We start from the raw sequence: 19009 nt of genomic DNA, 5'->3' as shown, positions 1-19009 counted from the left end.
CCCGGTGACCTGGTGGTCCTTCACTCCGGAGGCGGGGGCGGGTGTGCCTCCGTGTCGTCCCGCCCCGTAGTGTGCGGGACGGCCAGCCCCTCAGTGAGAGAACCGCATCACCCATGACGACGTACGATCACACCCGCCGTGCCTGTTACACCGGATATGTCACCCAGGCCATCGTCAACAACCTGGCCCCTTTGCTGTTCATCGTGTTCCAGACCCGCTACCAGCTGCCGCTGGAGATGCTCGGGCGCCTGGTGCTGCTCAACTTCGCCACCCAGCTGGTCACCGACATCGTGGCCGTGAAGTTCGTGGACCGGACCGGTTACCGCGTACCGCTGGTGCTGGCCCACATCCTGGCGGCGCTGGGACTGGTGCTGCTGGCGGTGGCCCCGGCCGTGTCGCCCTCCCCGTACCTGGGACTGTGCGTCGCGATCATCGTCTACGCCGTCGGCGGCGGCCTGCTGGAGGTGCTCGTCAGCCCCGTCGTGGACGCGCTGCCCAGCCCGCAGGAGGGCAAGGCCGCGGCGATGAGCCTGCTGCACTCCTTCTACTGCTGGGGACAGGTCGCGGTGGTGGCGGGCAGCACGCTGCTGCTGGCCTGGATCGGCCAGGACGCGTGGCAGGTCCTGCCCGTCGCCTGGGCGATCGTCCCGCTGGCCAACATGGTGGCGTTCCTGAGGGTGCCGCTGCCCGCGACCGTGCCCGACGAGCACCGTACCTCCCTGCGGGCGCTCTTCGGGGCCCCCGCCTTCGTCGCGGCCGTCGTGCTGATGCTCTGCGCGGGCGCGGCCGAGCTGACCATGTCGCAGTGGTCCTCCCTCTTCGCGGAGGAGGGACTGGGCGTCTCCAAGGTGTGGGGTGACCTGGCGGGCCCGTGCCTGTTCGCGGTCCTGATGGGGATCGGCCGCATCGTCTACGGCCTGTGGGGCGAGCGGATCCCGCTGGTGCCCGCGATGGCCTCGTGCGGCGCGCTGGCGACCGTCTGCTACCTCGTCGTCTGCCTGTCCTCCAACCCGGTGGTCAGTCTCGTCGGCTGCGCGGTGTGCGGCCTGGCCGTCAGCCTCCTGTGGCCGGGGACCTTCAGCCTCGCCTCGGCCCGCTTCCCCCTCGGCGGCGCGGCCATGTTCGGGGTACTGGCCGTCTTCGGCGACGCCGGTGGCGCGGTCGGCCCCTGGATCGCCGGGGCCGCCGCGGACGCCTCCGCCGCCGCCGGGGGGTTCCTGACCACCCTGTCGGACGCGCTCCCCGACGACGGCGGCTCCGGTCTGCGCACCGGCCTCCTCGTCGCCACCGCCTTCCCGGTCACCGTCGTCGCCCTCACCCTCGCGTACGCCGTCCGGGCGAAGGGCGCGGGAACGACGGGCGCCGGTACGACGACGGGCGGGACGTCCGGCGAGGTGGAGCGCCCGATCGGCGGCTGAGCCGGATGGGACATCGGGGCATGACATCCCCCTTTCATGGGCACCTCGTATCCCAGCGGCGCAGATTCGAGGAGTGTTCCACCATGATCCCGGCACCCATGGACTCCCCGGCGAGGGCCGGGTCCCTGGAGCGCGCGACCGGGGCGGGGGAAGCCGGGGCTTCGGAACGTGCCGGGTTAAGAGAGTCCGGGGCTTCGGGGCGTGCTGGGCTGAGAGGGGCCGGGGCTTCGGAACGTGCTGGGTTAAAAGAGTCCGGGGCTTCGGAGCGTGTCACCGAGCCGGGGGAGGCCGGGTCCCTGGAGCGGGCGATCGCGGCGATACCGCTGGTCGACCACCATGTCCACGGCGCCCTGGACGGCGACCCGTCGCGGAGGCGGTTCGAGGAGCTGATCACCGAGTCCGACCGGCCGGTGCCCGGCTGGATGACCCAGTTCGACTCGCAGCTCGGCTTCGCCGTCCTGCGGCACTGCGCGCCCGTCCTCGGTCTCGACCCGCGTCCTGACCCGGAGACCTACCTCGCCCGCCGCGCCGAGCTCGGGTCCCGGGAGGTGAACCGGCGCCTGCTGGCCGCCGCCGGAGTCGGCCACTTCCTCCTGGAGACCGGCTACGGGGGCGAGGAGATCCTCGGCCCGGCGCCGATGGCGGACCTCACGGGGCGGCCCGTCGAGGAGGTCGTCCGGCTGGAGTCGGTCGCCGAGGGGGTCGTCGCCGCGGGAACGGACGCCGCCGGGTTCGCCGCCCGCTTCGAGGCGGCCCTGTGGGAGCGCACCCGTACGGCGCGCGGCCTGAAGAGCGTCGTCGCCTACCGGTACGGGCTCGACGTCGACCCCGCCCCGCCCACCCCGGCCGAGGTGACGGCGGCGGCCGGACGCTGGCTGCGGGAGTCAGGGCGGACCGGGACGATCCGCGTCGACGACCCGGTGCTGCTGCGTCACCTCGTCTGGACGGGCCTCGGGCGCGGGCTGCCGCTCCAGTTCCACACCGGGTACGGCGACCCCGACCTCGACCTGCGCCGCTCCGACCCCCTGCTGCTGCGCGGCCTCATCGAGCTGGCCGAGCCCAGGGGCGTCCCCCTGCTCCTGCTGCACTGCTATCCGTACCACCGCAACGCCGGTTACCTCGCCCAGGTCTACCCGCACGTCTACTTCGACGTCGGGCTGGGCGTGAACCACACCGGGGCGCGCGGCGTGGCCGTCGTGGCCGAGAGCCTGGAGCTCGCGCCGTTCGCCAAGATCCTTTTCTCCTCGGACGCCTGGGGGCCCGCGGAGCTGCACCACCTGGGCGCCCTGCTCTGGCGCCGCGCGATGACCCGCGTCCTCGGGGGGTTCGTCGCGGACGGCGAGTGGAGCGAGCCGCAGGCGGTCCGGGTCGCCACCATGATCGGCGCGCGGAACGCCCGCCGCGTCTACGGCCTCGGAGAGACCGGGTAACCCGGTGACCGGCCCCGGGGCCGTCGACGAGAACGACCATCACACACCTATGTACCGAGAGAACGGCACCACGCACAGCAGAGGGAGACCCATGATCGGCACTCACGTCCGCGCACTCGCCGAGGAGGACGCGTGAGGGTCAGCCACGACGCCCACCGGCCCGGAGAGAGTCGATGAACGAGATCCACGAGCGGCTCCGCGCCGCCCTCCACGCCGAGCTGCCCGCCGCCTTCCAGCTGCGGCGGGAACTGCACGCCGAGCCGTGCGTGTCGGGAAAGGAGGAGCCGACGCTCAAGCGCGTGCTGGACGCGCTGCCCGAGGGCAGCGCGATGGAGCGGGTGGCCGGGACCGGCGCGCTCCTCCGCGTCGGCGGCGAGGGCCTGGCCGTCGGGGTACGCGGGGAGCTGGACGCCCTGCCGATCCCGGAGGAGACGAACGTGCCCTGGGCCTCGCGCAACGGCGCCATGCACGCCTGCGGCCACGACGTGCACCTCGCGGCCCTGGTCGCGCTGACCCGGGCGGTCGACCGCGTACGGGCACCGGCGCCGATGGTCGCGGTGCTGCAGCCGCGCGAGGAGACCCACCCCTCCGGCGCCCGCGACATCGTCGACTCGGGCGCGCTGCGCAGGAACCAGGTCGGCGCGATGATCGCGGCACACGTCCAGCCGGTGCTCGGCGCCGGTGAGACGGCCTGCACGCCCGGCGCGGTCAACGCCTCCTCCGACGAGTTCACCGTCGTCGTCCGGGGGCAGGGCGGGCACGCGGCCTATCCCCACCTGTCGCGCGACTCGGTCCTGGCGCTCGCCCAGATCATCGTGGCCGCGCAGCAGCTCGTCAGCCGTGACGCCGACCCGATGACGCCGACGGTCGTCACCTTTGGGGCCGTGTCGGCGGGCACCGCCCCCAACGCGATCCCCGGGCAGGCCACCGCCCGTGGCACCCTCCGTACGATGTCGGAGCCCTGGCGCCACCAGTTGCACCACCGCTTCCGCGAGGTCGCCGAGGGCGTCGCCCGCGTCCACGGCTGTGAGGCGGAGGTGCGGATCACCCACGGGGAGCCGGTGCTCGTCAACGACGCCCGCCTCGCCGAGGAGACGGGCTGCATCCTCGTCGACGTCGCCCACCACATGCCCGCCACGTTGCGCTCCTGCGGCGCCGACGACTTCGCCCACTTCGCGTCGGTCGTGCCGTCGCTGATGCTGTTCGTGGGCACCGACACGGCGTCGGGACTGCACAGCCCGTACTTCCTGCCCGGAGACGAGACCGTGACGGCGGTCGCCGAGAGCCTGCTCGCCGCCTACCTCGCCGCCGCGCGGGTGATCGGCGCGGGCGTCTGACCTATTTAGGGTGACTTACAAAGGTTGCGAAGAAAGGTGTGGAACGCCGGGCGCGTGACGGTCGTTGGCGTGGACAAGGCCGGGACTCGCGTGAGGGGATGGGGGATACGGACGATCACGGCCCCCGCCCCCTCTCCTGGTCGTCGGTCAGTCTTCTCATGGTGTCTGTCGGGAGAAAAGTTGCTGCTTCCTTCCGTGTTACGGCTCGACGGCATTCCCGCCGAGGAGCGGTTCGACTTCTGGTGGGAGGCCGTCGCGCGGTCGGTGGTCTCGGTGGACGTCTCCAGCGACCAGGCCGAGGACTTCTGGGCTGAGATGCGCATGTTCGACCTCGGGGTGGCACAGCTGTCCCGGGTGCGGTGCGTCTCGTTCGACGCGCGCCGCAGCCCGAGCCGGATCCGCCACTCCGACCCCGGCCACTACCAGCTCTCCCTGACCCTTCGCGGCCGGTCGGGCATCCAGCAGGAGGGCCGGGAGGCCGGTCTGGCGCCGACCGACATCACGCTGTACGACACCTCCCGCCCGTTCCACGCCTGGACCGTGGCGGACGGCCCGGGACCCGGCGCGGCGCGCGGATCCCGCCCGAACGTGGCCGACGGGCTGATCCTGCAGTTCCCCCGCGACCTCCTGCCCCTCCCCGCCTCGTCGGTCGAACGGCTGCTGGCCGTACGCCTGCCGGGCGGGAAGGGCATCGGCGCGCTGCTCAGCGGGTTCCTCCACCAGCTGATCGCGCAGCCTGGCCGGGGCTCGCCCTCGGAGGTCCTGCGGCTGTCGGCGATCGCCCTCGACCTGGTCGCCGCGACGCTGGCCCACGAACTCGACACGGACGCGTCCGACTCCCTGTCCAACCCCCAGGGGGTCCTCCTCATGCGTATCCAGGCGTTCATCGAGCGGGAGCTGGGAGAGGCGGACCTGTCGCCCGCGACCATCGCCGCGGCCCACCACATCTCCCTGCGTCACCTGCACAAGCTCTTCGAACCCGAGGACGTCACCATCGGAGGCTGGATCCGCCTGCGACGGCTCGAACGCTGCCGCCGCGACCTGGCCGACCCCCTGATGGACGACCTGCCCGTCCGCACCGTCGCCTCCCGCTGGGGGTTCACCAGCGACTCCCACTTCAACCGCGCCTTCCGCGCGGCCTACGGCACCTCGCCCGCGGCCTACCGGCGCCGGCTCCGGGAACTGAGGGGCACGGCGGACGCCCACCGGCGAACACCGGCCGGTGGTTGACGGTCACCACGCGGACCCGCGGAACCCGTACTCCCGGGAGGGGCGGTCAGTATCCCGCGGAGGGGTCGATCACTCCCTCCAGCGGGCGGCCCGCGCGCAGGTTGCCCACGTTGCGCTCGACCCGCTCGCAGAACATCCGCGCCACGTACTCGGCGGAGTCGGCGCAGTGCGAGGTGATGAGCACCCGGGGATCGGCCCACAGGGGGTGCCCGTCGGGGAGCGGTTCGGGATCCGTCACGTCCAGACCGGCGGCGGAGATCGTTCCCGCGTCGAGGGCCTCGACGAGCGCGCCGGTGTCGATGTGCGCGCCTCGGGCGACGTTGACGACGACGGCGTGCGGCGGCAGCAGCGCCAGTTCGGCGGCGCCGACGACGTGCCTCGTCTCCGGCGTCAGGGCGAGGGCGAGCACCAGGAGGTCGGTCTCGGGAAGCACCGAGGGCAGGGCGGAGGGCGGCAGCGTCTCGTCGCTGCCCTCGACCTTCTCGGGGCGGCGGCGGATCACCCGGATCCGGCACTCGAACGGCCGCAGGAGGCGGACGAGCTCGGTGGCTATGCCGCCGCCGCCGAGGATCGTGACCCTCCGGCCGTGCAGCGACTGGGGATCCACCGGACACCAGGCGGGCGTCCTGGCCTGGCGGGAGAGGCTGCGCAGGCAGGCCAGCATCAGCATCAGCGCGTGCTCGGCGACCTGCCCGGCGAACGACCCCTTGGCGCAGCTGAAGACCACGGGACGCTCGAACACGCCGGACGTCGTGAACCTCTCCACCCCGGCCCAGGGGAACTGCACCCACCCGATCCCGGGGTGCGCCTCCAGCGCCGACCCGAGCGTCTCCGGCTCACCCGGGATCAGCCACACCAGGCCGTTGGCCTCGGCGAGCGGGACGGTGGAACCGCCGCCTCGGGACACGGCCTTCTCGATCCGGCGCCGCAGGCGGTCGAGGTCGGCATCGGAGGAGCCGGGACGGCCGTGGGGCGTCCTCGCCTCCCTGGACGGGGCTATCGCGATGCGGGCTTCCATGAACGACATTCTGTCGTAGCCCACCCGTGGCGTATCACCGGCCCGGGGGCGATGCCACCCCGCCGTTCACTTCCCGGAGGCCCGTGACTAACACAGGAATTGACCGGTATCACCGGGGCATGTGAAAAGCCGAGTTGCGAACGCGTGGCGCATTCGACGCCCTCGTCCGTCGCGATCCGATCCATCCGCGAGGCGGTGAACTGGCGAAACTTCCCAACAAAGCGACAGGACTCCGGGAGCGCTACATTTTCCTGGGGAAGACGGGGCATTTCTGGAAGGCGGATCGTTTTGGACAGAGGAACGATCATCGGTGGCCGTTACGAGTTGGATCCCACGTCACGCCGTTCCGGCGGAATGGGAGAGGTCTGGTTCGGCTACGACAAACGCCTGGATCGGCAGATCGCCATCAAATTCATCAAAGCCGACAGGTTTCCCGACGGCCGCCGGGACGAGGAACTGGCCAGGCGTTTCGTCCGCGAATCGCGGATCACCGCCCGGCTGGAACACCCGGGGGTGCCGACCATCTACGACTGCGGACCGCACGGTGACGACCTCTACATGGTCATGCAACTCGTCAGGGGGTGTTCCGTCTCGGCGCTCCTCGACGAGACGGAGGTGCCGGTGGCCTGGGCCGTGGCGATCGCCGCCCAGGTGTGTTCGGTGCTGGCCGTGGCCCACGCCAACTCGCTGGTCCACCGCGATCTCAAGCCGGGCAACCTGATGCTCTGCCCCGACGGCACGGTCAAGGTCCTCGACTTCGGCATCGCCGGCGCGCTCGTCCCCACGGACACGACGAACCTCACGAGGACGGGCGAGGTGCTCGGCACACCGGCGTACATGGCGCCTGAGCAGGCGATGACCGGGAGCGCGGGGCCGCGCAGCGACCTGTACTCCCTCGGCGTGATCCTGGACGAGATGCTCGCCGGGAACAACCAGTTCGCCGCGCCCACGCCGCTGGCCACGATGCGCAACCACACCGACGTCGCGCCCCGGCCGCTGCGCGCGAGAAGACGGGACGTGCCCGAGGGGCTGGAACGGCTCGTCCTGTCGCTGCTCGCCAAGACGCCGGAGAAGCGGCCCGAGAGCGCGGACGCCGTCTACGAGCGGCTGCTCGACTTCTGCCGCGAGCTGCCGCCCTTTCCCGGCTACGTCAACCTGGACACACCCCACCCGGTACGCATGTACGCCACCGTCGTCGGGCGCATCCCCTCCTCGCTGGCCGACAACCGGCAGCCCGCCCACCCGGTACGGCCGGCGCGGATCAGGCGCGCGGCGGGACTGGCGCAGATCGAGCGCGCCGACATCGAGCGTGCCCGCAGGGACGCCGACCTCCTCAAGGCGGAAGCCCGTTTCGGCCAGGCGGCGGACCTCCTGGCGGAGGTGGTCGGGCCCGCCGCGGGCTCCTTCGGCTCGACGAGCTCCGCCGTGGTCGACCTGCGGATCGAGCTCGCCGAGGCCCTCTTCCTCGGCGGCGACTACCGCCGGGCCGCGCCCGAGTTCCATCGGCTGGCGGCCGACGTCGCCAGGGTGGAGGGGCCGGACAACAACCTCGCCCTGCGGTGCCGGTTGATGGAGGCGGGGTGTCACGCGGCGATCGGGGAGACGAACCTCGCCCTGGCCCAGCTCCGGCGGCTCCTGGCCGACGAGAGACGGTTCGGCGCGGACGAGGAGCGGATCCTCGAACTCCGGAGCCAGATCGGGATGGTGGAACTCGACGCGGGCAACAGGGGACGGGCCAAGCGGGTGCTGGGCGAGCTGCTGCCGGACCTCGAACGCAGGTACGGCCCGTACCACCACAACGCCGGGAAGGTCCGCGCGATCCTCCAGGGCCTCGCCGATCACTGAACGGCTAGTTCGTACGGGTGTTGGGGAGGTGCTCGCCCAGATAGCCGACCCAGATCTTGCCGGTGGCACCGCCGGAGTCGTCGTGGAAGTACATCCGGGGCGCGGGGTAGCCCACGGGCCGGAGCTTGACGTGGGACTCCATCAGGACCTGCCCGCCCGGGTTCACCTCGGGGGGTACGGCGAAGGTCCGCCGATCGCTGAACTTGGCGCGGGTGACCACGCTCTTCGACTCGCGCATGGACAGCATCCCGGTGGGGATGGTGAGGCGCCCGGGAGAGCCGTGGGAACACCACTCGTAGAAGCCGCCCGCGAACTCCCCGCCGGACCGCGCCCTCGCGAAGTCCTCCAGGGCGCGCAGGGCGTCCCACGCCTTCGCCGCCCACGTACGCGACTGGGCGGGGTGGTCCAGGTCCAGCCGGGCGGCGGCGCCGTCGGTGTCGCCGACGACGATGTGGCGCAGGCTCTCGCGGGCCTCGATCAGGACCTCGACCAGGCTGGCGGGTTCGAAGACGGGCGCCTCCCCGTTCACGCCGTACACCGGCTGGCCCGCCTCCGCCAGCCTGCCCTCCAGCCAGCGGACCCGTTCGGTGAGCTTCCTGGCGTTCGTGACGGCCTCGGCGTACTCCTCGGTGAGCAGCCGGTGCTCCTCGCGGAGGCTCCTCATCCCGGCGGGCCGGTCCGTCTCCTCCTCCGGGAGGTCGCCTCTTCTTTCCATGAGGTCGCCTCGCCGTTCCGCGGTGTTGGCTCGTCGTTCCGGGACGACGTTTCGCGGTTCCGTGGCGTCGTTTCGCGATTCTGTGGCGTCTCCATGCTGCTCCGCGACGATGTCGCGTTGTTCCGCGACGACGTCGCGCAGGCCGGAGAGGTGCGTGCCGAGCGTGCGGATCTCGCGGAGCATCCTGGCGGAGGAGTCGCCGCCGACGGTCTGCGACGACGTGGCGAGTCCCAGCGCCGTCTCCAGCTCCCCGCGCAGCTCCTTGACCACCAGGTCCGCCACCACCTGGGCGATCTCCTCCGCACCGGACGCTTCGGAGACGGTTTTCCCTGTCTCCTCGGTCTCCTGGGTTTCTGTCTCCTGGGGCTCCGTCTCCTTGGCCTCCGAGGTGGGCTCCTCCGGGGCGGGGACCTCGGTGGCCGTGTTGGCGGGCGTGGCGGGCGCCGGGCGCCGGGTCATGGCCATCATCCGCCGCCGTAGCTCCTCGCGGGCGGAGTCGGTCTTCGCGGGCCGGAGCGCGGCGGCCTCGGCGATCTCACTCAGGTCGGCCCGCCCGGCGAGCACGCGGTAGACGACGTGGAGCGTCCGCTGGACGTCCTCGGGAAACTCGCGATGGACGACCTCGCCGACCGCTCCTCCGGCGATCCGGTCGAGGGCGGCGTCCCCCTGGTCCCGGATCATGGCGGCGCCCATGGGCGGGTGCCTGCGGGGGTCGCGTTCCCCGGCGGGGTCGAGGGGGGCGAGGTAGGTGCGGATCCCGCCGCCGAACACACTCAACTCCTTGCCCATCACCTTGTTGAACCGGTTCTGGGCGCGCAGGTCGGCGAGCCGTACCACCAGGCCCGCGCCGGTGACCGCGCCGGCCAGATAGTCGGCGTGGGCCCGCGCCGCCTCCGGGTTGTGGGGATCCACGGAGAGGACGAGGATCGGCACCCTCCGGAGGGGCTCGGTCATCACGGGGACGAACCTGTCCATGTCATCCTCCTGGAGGACCGTCGGGCCGCCCTCCACCTGGACGCCGCCGTCGCTGATCCGCGCGGTGCGCAGGTACGCGGGAAGGAAACCGGGCACGCTCACCACCCTCTCCCCGCGTTCCCGGTCACGCCTTCCGTTCCGGTACGGTTCCCGCCGTTGTCGTTCCGCCTCCCGCCCCCCGTGCCGGTCCACGGTGACGATGACCCACCCGGTCATGCCCGGCACCGACTCGGCGTAGGTCACCCGGGTCCGCAGGTGCCCTTCCCCGTACGGCTCGTCCAGCGTGTAGCGGCCGCAGTCGCCGCGCCGTTCCATCGTGAGCCGGGCCCGGCCCGCCTCGGCCTCGACCATCGCCCGCGCGGCGCCCGGGGGCGGGAACCCCTTTCCCACGACCCACTCCGAGAAGGTACGGCGTAGCCGGATCGAGATCGGTGCGGCCGGGTCGCGCAGCACCGCCTGATATAACCGCGTCACGTTCGACGCCATAGTCACGACACCTCATATGTCATCAACCTGGGGGATGTACGGCTCACTTCCGATAAATGGACGCCAGTCGTACGGGGTTGGATGTCAGCCGGGCTCCGCAGGTTCCAGCGGGCGCAAATTGCACCATAAATGCTGTTTTATTGCGGAATTGGGCCGTATATGACGTAAATCGGGTTCAACGGCTCCGAGGGCTGCCGCAATCAGCCGACTTTGTCACACCTCAGTGTGACGACACGCTGACATGGTGTCGCGGTTTTCCCAGAGGTCGCAGCTCAGCGGCCATCCGGGACGGCCACCCGCGCGGGGCTTTTCCCCGCCGGGGAGAATCCGCCACGGACCTCGCCGCCGAGGGTGTACCGATGCACGGCCCGGCCGGGCGGAGCCGTCCGGCCGAGGGACTCCGAATCCCGATGAGCGGCCTCCAGTGAGGATTATCGACGGTGTTTCGCGAGCTATGTTCGATATTTTCCGCTATTTCGTCAGATGAGATCCTGGTGGGCAGGTGTGCCGTTGTTCATCCCGCGACACGCACGAGGAGCCCCTGCCCTTTTCCCGTACGGCGAGTTTCGGGTTTCCCCGCCGATGCGTACGGGACACCCGGCCGGGGCCACCGACCACCACGGTCGACGACCTTTCCCGCCCGCCGCAGGACGACCCGGGGAAGGCGGGCCGGGCCATGCACGGTCACCCGGAAGCCGCGCGGGGTCGTATGCCGCCCATGTCCGGTCGCGCGGTGTCGCGACGGACAGATGGTCGCTCACCCCTCGGCGGGCCCTTCCACGAAGATCACGCCCGGTTGCCCGGAAGCCTCCCGGTGGCGAGGCCGTCGGTCAGCCCGTCGACCAGCTCCCCGCCGATCGTCCCCGCCTCCCGCAGTGACCGTTCGAAGGCGGTGAGCCGCTGGAAGGCCTCGCCGTGGCGGCGTTGCTCTCCGAGGGGAAGCCTCGGCACCTGCAGCCTGCGGACGTCGATACGGGAGGAGGTCGAGGCGTGGGTTCCGGCCTGCCTCGCGTTGGCCGGGGCCCGCAGGCAACCGGCCAGGAACCACGGGTCGAGCAGTGCCGGATCCACCCGGAGGGCGGACAGCTGCGAGCCCAGCACCGTGGGGGCGCCGGTGTCGACCCAGGCGCCGAACGCCCGGTAGGCCCCGACGACCACCACCTCCTCCGGGACGGTCACGGTGAGGGTGCCCGCCGCCTCCCCCGCCGAGGCCGCACGCGCGGGCAGCCAGCCGGACGGCCTGCCTCCGGCCAGTACGTCGGCGACGGTCAGCAGGGGTACGGCGTCCTCGGGGGCGTCACCGGTGCGCACCGCGCCGTCCGCCGGTTGCTGCCCGGCCCGCATCGTCAACGCGCCCGCCCGGAGCAGGTCGCCCACGGTCACCGTGCCCTGGCCTGTCGGCTCCTCGCCGCTCAGTTCGAGCGCGGACAGGGTCGCGGTCAGGTCCCGCAGCTCGTGGAGCAGGGTGCCGAACTGGTTCCACGAGCGCCGCAGGCCAAGGTTCGCGGAGGCCGCCCTCCTCGGGACGTGCCGTGCGGGGGTGAGGTCCACCTCATCGTCCAGGAGGTCGATCACCGGAACCACGGCATGATCGGCGGGCCGCCCCCTGCTCCCGCCTCCCGCCCGGCTGGCCGACACCTCGTTCCCCGTCCGGACGGCTGGCACCTCGTCTCGTGCCAGGACGGTCAGCGCCTCGTTTCCTGCCTGACTGGCCGGTACCTCGCCTCTTGCCCAGTTGGTCGACAGCTCGTCTCCCGCCCGGACGGCCGGTACCTCGTTTCCCGCCCGGCTGGCCGACAGCGCGCTTCCCGCCCGGACGGCCGACACCACGCGCCGGTGCAGGAGGGGCCAGTCGATCGCCGCCCTGCCCGTCCTCTGCGTTCCCCCTGACGGCTCGGGCTGGATCTCGGCCGCGTCGACCAGGAGCACCCCGGCCCCCGCGTCCGTTCCGCCTCCGGCCGGTGCCCGCAGGACCCACAGGTGCAGCGCGACGCTGTGCGGGGGCGCGGACCCCGGCGGCAGGGCGACCACCGCGCGCAGCACGCCGCTACGGAGCAGCCCGGCGCGGATCCGGCGACCCGCTCTACGGGAGGCGACACCGGGCGGCATCAGCAGCACGGCCGTCCCGCCGGGTGCCAGGCGGCTCAGCGCGTGCTGCGTCCAGGCGAGCTCCGGTTCGGTGCGGGGAGGCAGGCCGTACGTCCAGCGGGCGTCGGTGGCGAGCTCCTCGTATCCCCAGTCGCGCTCGTTGAACGGTGGGTTGCACAGCACCACGTCGGCGCGGACATCGGGATGGGGATCGGCACGCAGCGTGTTCCCGGCCCGTACGTCCACCTCCCACGCGGTCTCACGCCCCGCCGAGTCACCGGCGAGACGCGGCGTGTTCCCGGTTCGTACGTCCCACGTGGCCCTGTGCCCCGGAGAGTGTCCGGCGAGCAGGAGCCGTACGGCGGCCAGCGCCGCCTGGGTCGGGTCGACGTCCTGGCCGAGCAGTTTCAGCGGGACACCCGAGCGGTGCTCGTCCACCTTGTCGGCCCACTGCCGGGCGGCGGCGAGCAGGAGACCGCCCGTGCCGCACGCCGGGTCGAACACGGTGCCGACGCCACCGGCCTCGCCGTCGCGGGACAGTTCGGCGACCTCGGCCATCAGGGCCGCGAGCGGGGGCGGCGTGACGCTGATCTGCCGGACGTGGGTGTCGAGCCAGCGGCCGAGCAGGAAGTCGAAGGTGTCCCGGGGCCCGTGTTTCCCGGCCAGGCCGACCGCGCGTTCCACCAGCGACCGCTGGGCGTCGGAGAGAACGGTATCGTCCGGAAGCCCCCCGGCCGCGCCGGTCCCCGGCGGCCCCACCACGTGTTCCGCGTCCGCCGTGCCTGTCGCGCCCGCCGTCGCGGTGCCCGTGATGCCTGTCGTATTCGCCGTGGCCGCCGTACTCGCCTTACCTACGGTGCCCGCCGTGTTCGTCGCGTTCGTCGTGTGTCCCGCGTTTTCCCGGGCGAGCCGGGCACCGGCCGAGGCGATCGCCGTCCCCATCGCGTCGCGGTCCCCGAGCGCCTCGAACTCCGGCCACAGCCGTTCCCGGCTGCCGACCTCGTCCAGTTTCCCCTGCCGCCTCAGCCACTCCTCCACCTGCGACAGCGCGAACTGCGGGCTGGTGTCCGTACCGCCGACCGGCGTGGGGAAGCTGTCGTGGCGGCGGCGCCAGTTGCTGACGGCCGCGCGCCCGACACCGGCGATCCTGGCTATCTCCGCCAGGGTGACGGAGACGGACGGATCGGCAGAAGGAGGCATCGTGTCTCCGGGCAGCGGACGGACGGTGGCGACCCCACCGCCGGAAGGCACGATGACGGCATATGCCCAGGTGGGCAGGTGTCGCGGCTTCCTGGGAAGGGTCCCCGGCAGCTTATCCGTTGACTCAGTTCACTCTGGGTCGACCCGGCCGCAGAAGCCCGACCAAGGGCGACGGCCGGACTCTCGCCATCCCACCCGGCGCGGGAGCCGTCGAAGCTGTTTCAGGAGGCGGGGGTGGGGTCGTCGTTCTGGAACGTTGACGTCGGCCGCATGGCAGTACGCGCAGGAAGCGGGGTCCACGCCGAGCTCCACCGGTTCTGGTCGTCGGCGGCTGAAAGTCGATGGCGCCCCCGTCGCGGCTCAGATGGTGATGACGACTTTTCCTCGGGTGTGTCCCTTTTCGAGGTAGCGGATGGCTTCGGGGGTGTCGGCCAGGGGGTATGTCCGGTCGATGACCGGGGTTACCTTGCCCGTCTCGATGAGTTCTTTCAGCAGTCGCAGGTCCTCCTGGCAGCCCTCCGACATCAGGCCGCGCAGCCTCTGGCTCACGAAGGGCGACAGCATGAGCGCCCGGAGCTGGCGGTCGGTACCGCCGAGCAACGGTCCGCCCCCCTCCGCTCCGACGATCACGAGGGTGCCTCGGGGGACGAGGGCGCGCCGGAGGTGTGTCAGCGAGCGGCCTCCCGCGGTGTCGAGGATGAGGTCGTAGCGCGGTCCCGCCTTCGCGAAGTCCTCGCGGGTGTAGTCGACGACGTGGTCCGCGCCGATCGACCGGACCAGGTCCACCTTGGTGGTGCTGCACACGCCGGTGACGACCGCCCCGAACGCCTTGGCCAGCTGCACCGCGAACGTCCCGACGCCTCCCGACGCGCCGATGACCAGGACCTTCTGCCCCGCCTGGACCTCTCCCGCGTCACGCAGGCCCCGCAGGGCGGCGAAGGCCGAGATGGGGACGGCCGCGGCCTGCTCGAAGGTGAGGTTCGCCGGTTTGGGAGCGAGCCTGTCCTGTCCGGTGCGCGCGTACTCGGCGAGGGAGCCGTCGCAGGTGCCGAAGACCTCGTCGCCCGGCCGGAACCGCGTCACGTCCCTGCCGACCGCCTCGACGCGGCCCGCGACGTCCATACCCCGTACGCGGGTCCGGGGCGCGCGGAGCCCGAAACCCATGGCGCGCATCATGTACGGCCTGCCCGTCATGAAATGCCAGTCACCCATGTGGACGGCGGCGGCGTGGACGTTCACGAGCACGTCGCCGTCGCCGATCACCGGTCTGTCGATGTCTTCGAGGCGGAGGACGTCGGGTGAGCCGTACGTGTTCTGGACGATCGCCTTCATGGTGTCTCCTTGGGGGATCCGGTGGTCATGCGGGGGTGTCCTCCGGGTACTGGAAGACGTTTTCGAGCGGCACGCCGAACACTCGTGCGATCTGGAACGCCATCTCCAGGGAGGGCGAGTAGCGGCCCTGCTCGATGGCGATGACGGTCTGGCGGGTGACGCCGATGCGGTCCGCCAGGTCCGCCTGGGTCATCTCCCCGTGCGCGAACCTGAGCGATCGGATGGCGTTGGTGACTTTGGTCGGCTTCCCCACGGCTAGAAACCCCGCCGGTAGGCGACGATCTTCACGACCGACGTGATGAGGGCCGCCAGGACGAACGCGAGGAAGATCACGTTGGCGATCCAGAAGTAGTCGAACCTCGCCATCGCCAGGCCGAGCGCGACCACCGCGCCGACGGCGAGGATGTAGTACCCGAAGTACTCGCCGTACCGGTGGATGCCGGTGTCACGCTCGTCCGTCACGCCCGCCTCCTTGGGTGAGGTGACCGCGATCACGATCTGGACGACGATCGACACGACGATCGACACGACGGTGATCGTGAGCAGCGGTCGCTGGTAGGCGATCTCGGCGACGGACGAGCCTCGCGCCCGCCCCAGGACGACCGTGAGGTAAACCGCGTACATGCAGATCGCGCCGATGGCCTGAACCCACGCGCTCTTCTCTTTGAATGACATCCCCGCTCCGATGTTAAAAATCTTTAACATGCTCGAATGTATGGCAGGGCGGACATGATGTCAAGAATCTTTTACAGCGCGGACAGGGGCCCCGCACCCGGAGAAAGACGGCTGACGGGGAGGTGACCGCCCCGTCAGCGGCCGGTACGCGGGCCGTCAGCCCCCCCGGCGAAGGTCGGTGACGTCAACCTCACCAAAGGACGTTCATCATGAATCCGTACCTGGAAGGTCCCTTCGCGCCGGTGAAGGAAGAGGTCACCGTGTACGACCTGCCCGTGTCCGGGCGCATCCCGGCGGAGCTCAACGGGAGGCTGCTGCGGAACGGGCCCAACCCGTTGAACATCGAGGACCCGGTGGCCCACCACTGGATGCTCGGCGAGGGCATGGTCCACGGTCTCCGGCTCCGCGACGGCCGCGCCGAGTGGTACCGCAACCGGTGGGTGCGCTCGGCCGACGTGACCGCCCGGCTCGGGGAGCCGCGCCGGACGTACCCGGACGGCTTCGACCCGGCCGCGGACTTCGCCCCGAACACGCACGTGATCCGGCACGCCGGTCGTACGCTCGCGCTGATCGAGGCGGGGCCGTCGCCGTACGAGCTGGACGACGAGCTCGGCACCGTCGGGCCGTACGACTTCGGCGGGGCCCTCGACGGCGCGTTCACCGCGCACACCAAGCTCGACCCGGTCAGCGGCGAGCTGCACGCCGTCACGTACTTCCCGCTGTGGGACCACGTCCGGCACCTGGTCGTCGACCGGACCGGCACGGCGATCCGCACCACCCGGATCCCGGTCCCCGACGCGCCGATCATGCACGACTTCGCGCTCACCGAACGGTACGTCGTGCTGATCGACCAGCCGGTGACGTTCAGCATGGAGCTGGCGCAGGCCGGGGAGAAGGTGCCCTACCTCTGGAACGAGGCGCACCAGACGCGGGTCGGGCTCATGCCGCGCGAGGGCGGGGGCGGGGTCCGGTGGATCGACATCGAGCCGTGCTACGTCGCCCACACCCTCAACGCCTACGACGAGGGCTCCTCCGTGGTCCTCGACCTCGTCAGGTATCCGCGGATGGACGTCCGCACCAACACCGCCGAACCGGCCGCGCTGGAACGCTGGACGATCGACCCGGGGGCGGGGACGATGCGCCGGCGGACGATCGACGACCGGCCGCAGGAGTTCCCCCGCGTCAACGAGAGCGTCCTGTCGCGCCGCCACCGGTACGGCTACACCGCCGTCACCGGGGAGATGAACGAGGTCGCGATGCCTCCGGTGGACGGGCCGCTGCCCGACGAGGCGTTCGACAACGCGCTGGTCAAGCACGACTACGACCGGGACGTCACGGAGGTGCACCGCTTCGGGCGCGATGCCACCGTGGGTGAGGGCGTCTTCGCCGCCGCGGGGGCCGGCGAAGACGACGGTTACGTCCTGGCGTACGTCCACGACCGGGACCGTGGCGCGGCGGACCTGGTGATCCTGTCCGCGCGGGACTTCACCGGCGAGCCCGTCGCGCGGATCCACCTTCCGGTGCGGGTGCCGCTCGGTTTCCACGGGAGCTGGCTGCCCGACCTGTGACGGCCGAGGGACCGGCCGGCATCCCGGCGTGCCTTCCGGCGGAGATCCGGTCCGAGCGGTCCGGGCGGGGAAGCCCGGCCGGTCCTGGGTGCACCACACTGTTGAAGGTTTCGGCCTACAAAACAAGCACGAACGAGCAAAAGTTTACACAGGAGGTTCAACGATACGGTTGAAGGAGTTTCCGGTACCCCCGAAGAGACAGGAGTGGCCATGGCCGCCGATTCACCGGTCCGAGACGGCACGTGGGCGTTCGCCGGCGAGAGCGCCGCCGATCTCGGCGCCGCGATGACGAGACTCCTCCGGTCGCTCCCCGCCAGGCCCCGCCTGCTCGGTCTGGGGGAGGCCATGCACGGTGAGGAGGCGCTCCCGAGGCTGCGGAACGAGGTCCTGCGGCACCTCGTCGAGCACGAGGGCTACCGGTCGGTCGCGCTGGAGAGCGACTGCCTCGCGGGCCTGGTCGTCGACGAGTACGTCACGGAGGGCGCGGGGACGTTCGACGACGTCATGCGCCGGGGCTTCAGCCACGGACTGGGCGAGCTGGAGACGACCCGCGAGCTCGTGCGGTGGATGAGGGAGCACAACCGGGAGCGTCCCGCGTGGGACAGGGTCCGGTTCTTCGGGTTCGACGGCCCGTTCGAGATGACCGGCGCGGACAGCCCCGGGCGTGCCCTCACCGCGCTGCACGGCTACCTCGCGGCCCACCTGGAGATCGACCTCCTCCCGTACACCGCAGGCACCATCGACCACCTGGTCGGCTCCGACGACCGGTGGACCGACCCCGCGGTGACCATGAACCCCTCCCTGTCCGTGGGACTGTCCGCCGACGCCGGGGAACTGCGCCTCATCGCGGACGACCTGCTGGCGTTGCTCACCGCGGAGTCGCCGCGCCTGATCCGCGCGACGTCGCGTGACGAGTGGTGGCGGGCGTGCCTGCGCGGGCGTACCGCGGCCGGGCTGCTCCGCTACCACGCCGTGATGGCCGACACGTCCGAGGCGCGCATGGTACGGCTGATGGGCCTGCGCGACGCGATGATGGCCGACAACCTGTGGGCCATCGAGGAGCGGGAACGCCGGGCGCGACGCGGGCCGACCCTGGTCTACGCCCACAACCGCCATCTCCAGAGGGACGAGAGCCACTGGCTCCTCCCGCCGGGCTGGGGGGCGCTGGAAGGCCGGACGCTGAGGTGGTGGAGCGCGGGCGCGGTCGTCGGCGCGCGGCTGGGCGACGAGTACGCCTTCGTGGCGTCGGCCCTGGGAGCCGTGCCGCACCAGGGGCTCGACGCTCCGGGCCCGGACACCCTTGAGGGGATCCTGTCCACCCTCCCGGGGAACCGCTACGTCGTCGACTCGGCGAGCCTGGCCGAGGCTCTCGGCGCCATGGGGAGCGAACCGGCCCCGCGTACCGACATGTCGGCTAATTACGGTTATTTCCCGCTGGACCCCGGCCACCTGCGCGATACCGACGGGCTCCTCTTCGTCAAGCGCGTCGCCGACGAAGCGGACGCGTGACCTGACCGTGCCTCGGTGGTTCCGGCCAGATCACGCGCGTCGCTCGCGAGCCGGACGCGTGATCCGGCCGTGCCTCGGTGGTCTCCGGGCGCCGGGGTGGGGGAAAACCGGTTTTCCGCCCGTGCCGGTCTCAGTACACTCGCCACTGATCACACGCCGCCGCGACATCGCGGCGCGTGCCTT

General features: G+C 71.5%; 13 protein-coding genes. 7 read left to right on the top strand and 6 right to left on the bottom strand.

Annotated elements, in window-relative coordinates; translation table 11 throughout:
- Window positions 1-113: 113 nt before the first annotated feature.
- The 4 genes from ACW9TB_RS05655 to ACW9TB_RS05640 all read left to right on the top strand — a co-directional run bounded on the left by ACW9TB_RS05655 (window position 114) and on the right by ACW9TB_RS05640 (window position 5415).
- Window positions 114-1418, top strand: coding sequence for an MFS transporter (locus tag ACW9TB_RS05655; RefSeq protein ID WP_472746857.1), 1305 nt, complete (start codon window positions 114-116; stop codon window positions 1416-1418).
- Between the two features lie 83 nt (window positions 1419-1501).
- Window positions 1502-2848: an amidohydrolase family protein gene (locus ACW9TB_RS05650; RefSeq protein ID WP_472746856.1), complete on the top strand. Its 1347-nt coding sequence runs from the start codon at window positions 1502-1504 to the stop codon at window positions 2846-2848.
- Window positions 2849-3021: 173 nt separating this feature from the next.
- On the top strand, window positions 3022-4185 hold the full coding sequence (locus ACW9TB_RS05645) for a M20 metallopeptidase family protein (protein WP_472746855.1): 1164 nt from the start codon (window positions 3022-3024) through the stop codon (window positions 4183-4185).
- A 180-nt stretch (window positions 4186-4365) separates the two neighbouring features.
- Window positions 4366-5415, top strand: a complete 1050-nt coding sequence (locus ACW9TB_RS05640) for an AraC-like ligand-binding domain-containing protein (RefSeq protein ID WP_472746854.1) — start codon at window positions 4366-4368, stop codon at window positions 5413-5415.
- A gap of 46 nt (window positions 5416-5461) precedes the next feature.
- Here the strand turns inward: ACW9TB_RS05640 and ACW9TB_RS05635 are convergent, their stop codons facing one another.
- Complete coding sequence (locus ACW9TB_RS05635) at window positions 5462-6433, bottom strand: D-isomer specific 2-hydroxyacid dehydrogenase family protein (RefSeq protein ID WP_472746853.1); 972 nt, start codon at window positions 6431-6433, stop codon at window positions 5462-5464.
- Between the two features lie 288 nt (window positions 6434-6721).
- On the opposite strand from ACW9TB_RS05635, the gene ACW9TB_RS05630 reads away from it, so the two are divergent.
- Entirely contained in the window at window positions 6722-8278 is a 1557-nt protein-coding gene (locus ACW9TB_RS05630; RefSeq protein ID WP_472746852.1) for a serine/threonine-protein kinase, read from the top strand.
- Window positions 8279-8282: 4 nt separating this feature from the next.
- On the opposite strand, the gene ACW9TB_RS05625 is transcribed toward ACW9TB_RS05630, so the two are convergent.
- The 5 genes from ACW9TB_RS05625 to ACW9TB_RS05605 form a co-directional block, all read right to left on the bottom strand.
- Window positions 8283-10442 carry a hypothetical protein gene (locus ACW9TB_RS05625; protein ID WP_472746851.1) on the bottom strand — a complete coding sequence of 720 codons (2160 nt, stop codon included), beginning with the start codon at window positions 10440-10442 and terminating at the stop codon, window positions 8283-8285.
- 798 nt (window positions 10443-11240) lie between these two features.
- The gene (locus ACW9TB_RS05620) at window positions 11241-13742 is read right to left on the bottom strand and encodes an N-6 DNA methylase (RefSeq protein WP_472746850.1); all 2502 of its coding nucleotides are present in this window, start codon (window positions 13740-13742) and stop codon (window positions 11241-11243) included.
- A gap of 360 nt (window positions 13743-14102) precedes the next feature.
- Window positions 14103-15074: an NAD(P)-dependent alcohol dehydrogenase gene (locus tag ACW9TB_RS05615; RefSeq protein ID WP_472746849.1), complete on the bottom strand. Its 972-nt coding sequence runs from the start codon at window positions 15072-15074 to the stop codon at window positions 14103-14105.
- 25 nt (window positions 15075-15099) lie between these two features.
- Window positions 15100-15327, bottom strand: a complete 228-nt coding sequence (locus ACW9TB_RS05610; RefSeq protein ID WP_472746848.1) for a helix-turn-helix transcriptional regulator — start codon at window positions 15325-15327, stop codon at window positions 15100-15102.
- A 2-nt stretch (window positions 15328-15329) separates the two neighbouring features.
- Window positions 15330-15749 (bottom strand): hypothetical protein, encoded by a 420-nt coding sequence (locus ACW9TB_RS05605; protein WP_472746847.1) that lies wholly within the window; start codon window positions 15747-15749, stop codon window positions 15330-15332.
- Between the two features lie 209 nt (window positions 15750-15958).
- Here ACW9TB_RS05605 and ACW9TB_RS05600 point away from each other — a divergent pair, with 209 nt between their 5' ends.
- The gene (locus ACW9TB_RS05600; RefSeq protein ID WP_472746846.1) at window positions 15959-17317 is read left to right on the top strand and encodes a carotenoid oxygenase family protein; all 1359 of its coding nucleotides are present in this window, start codon (window positions 15959-15961) and stop codon (window positions 17315-17317) included.
- Between the two features lie 210 nt (window positions 17318-17527).
- Window positions 17528-18826 (top strand): erythromycin esterase family protein, encoded by a 1299-nt coding sequence (locus tag ACW9TB_RS05595; RefSeq protein WP_472746845.1) that lies wholly within the window; start codon window positions 17528-17530, stop codon window positions 18824-18826.
- The last annotated feature ends 183 nt before the right edge of the window (window positions 18827-19009 follow it).

Source organism: Streptosporangium sp. H13245, assembly GCF_055690525.1.
Note: the sequence above shows the minus strand (reverse complement) of the source record. Positions and strands in the feature narration are given on the sequence as shown.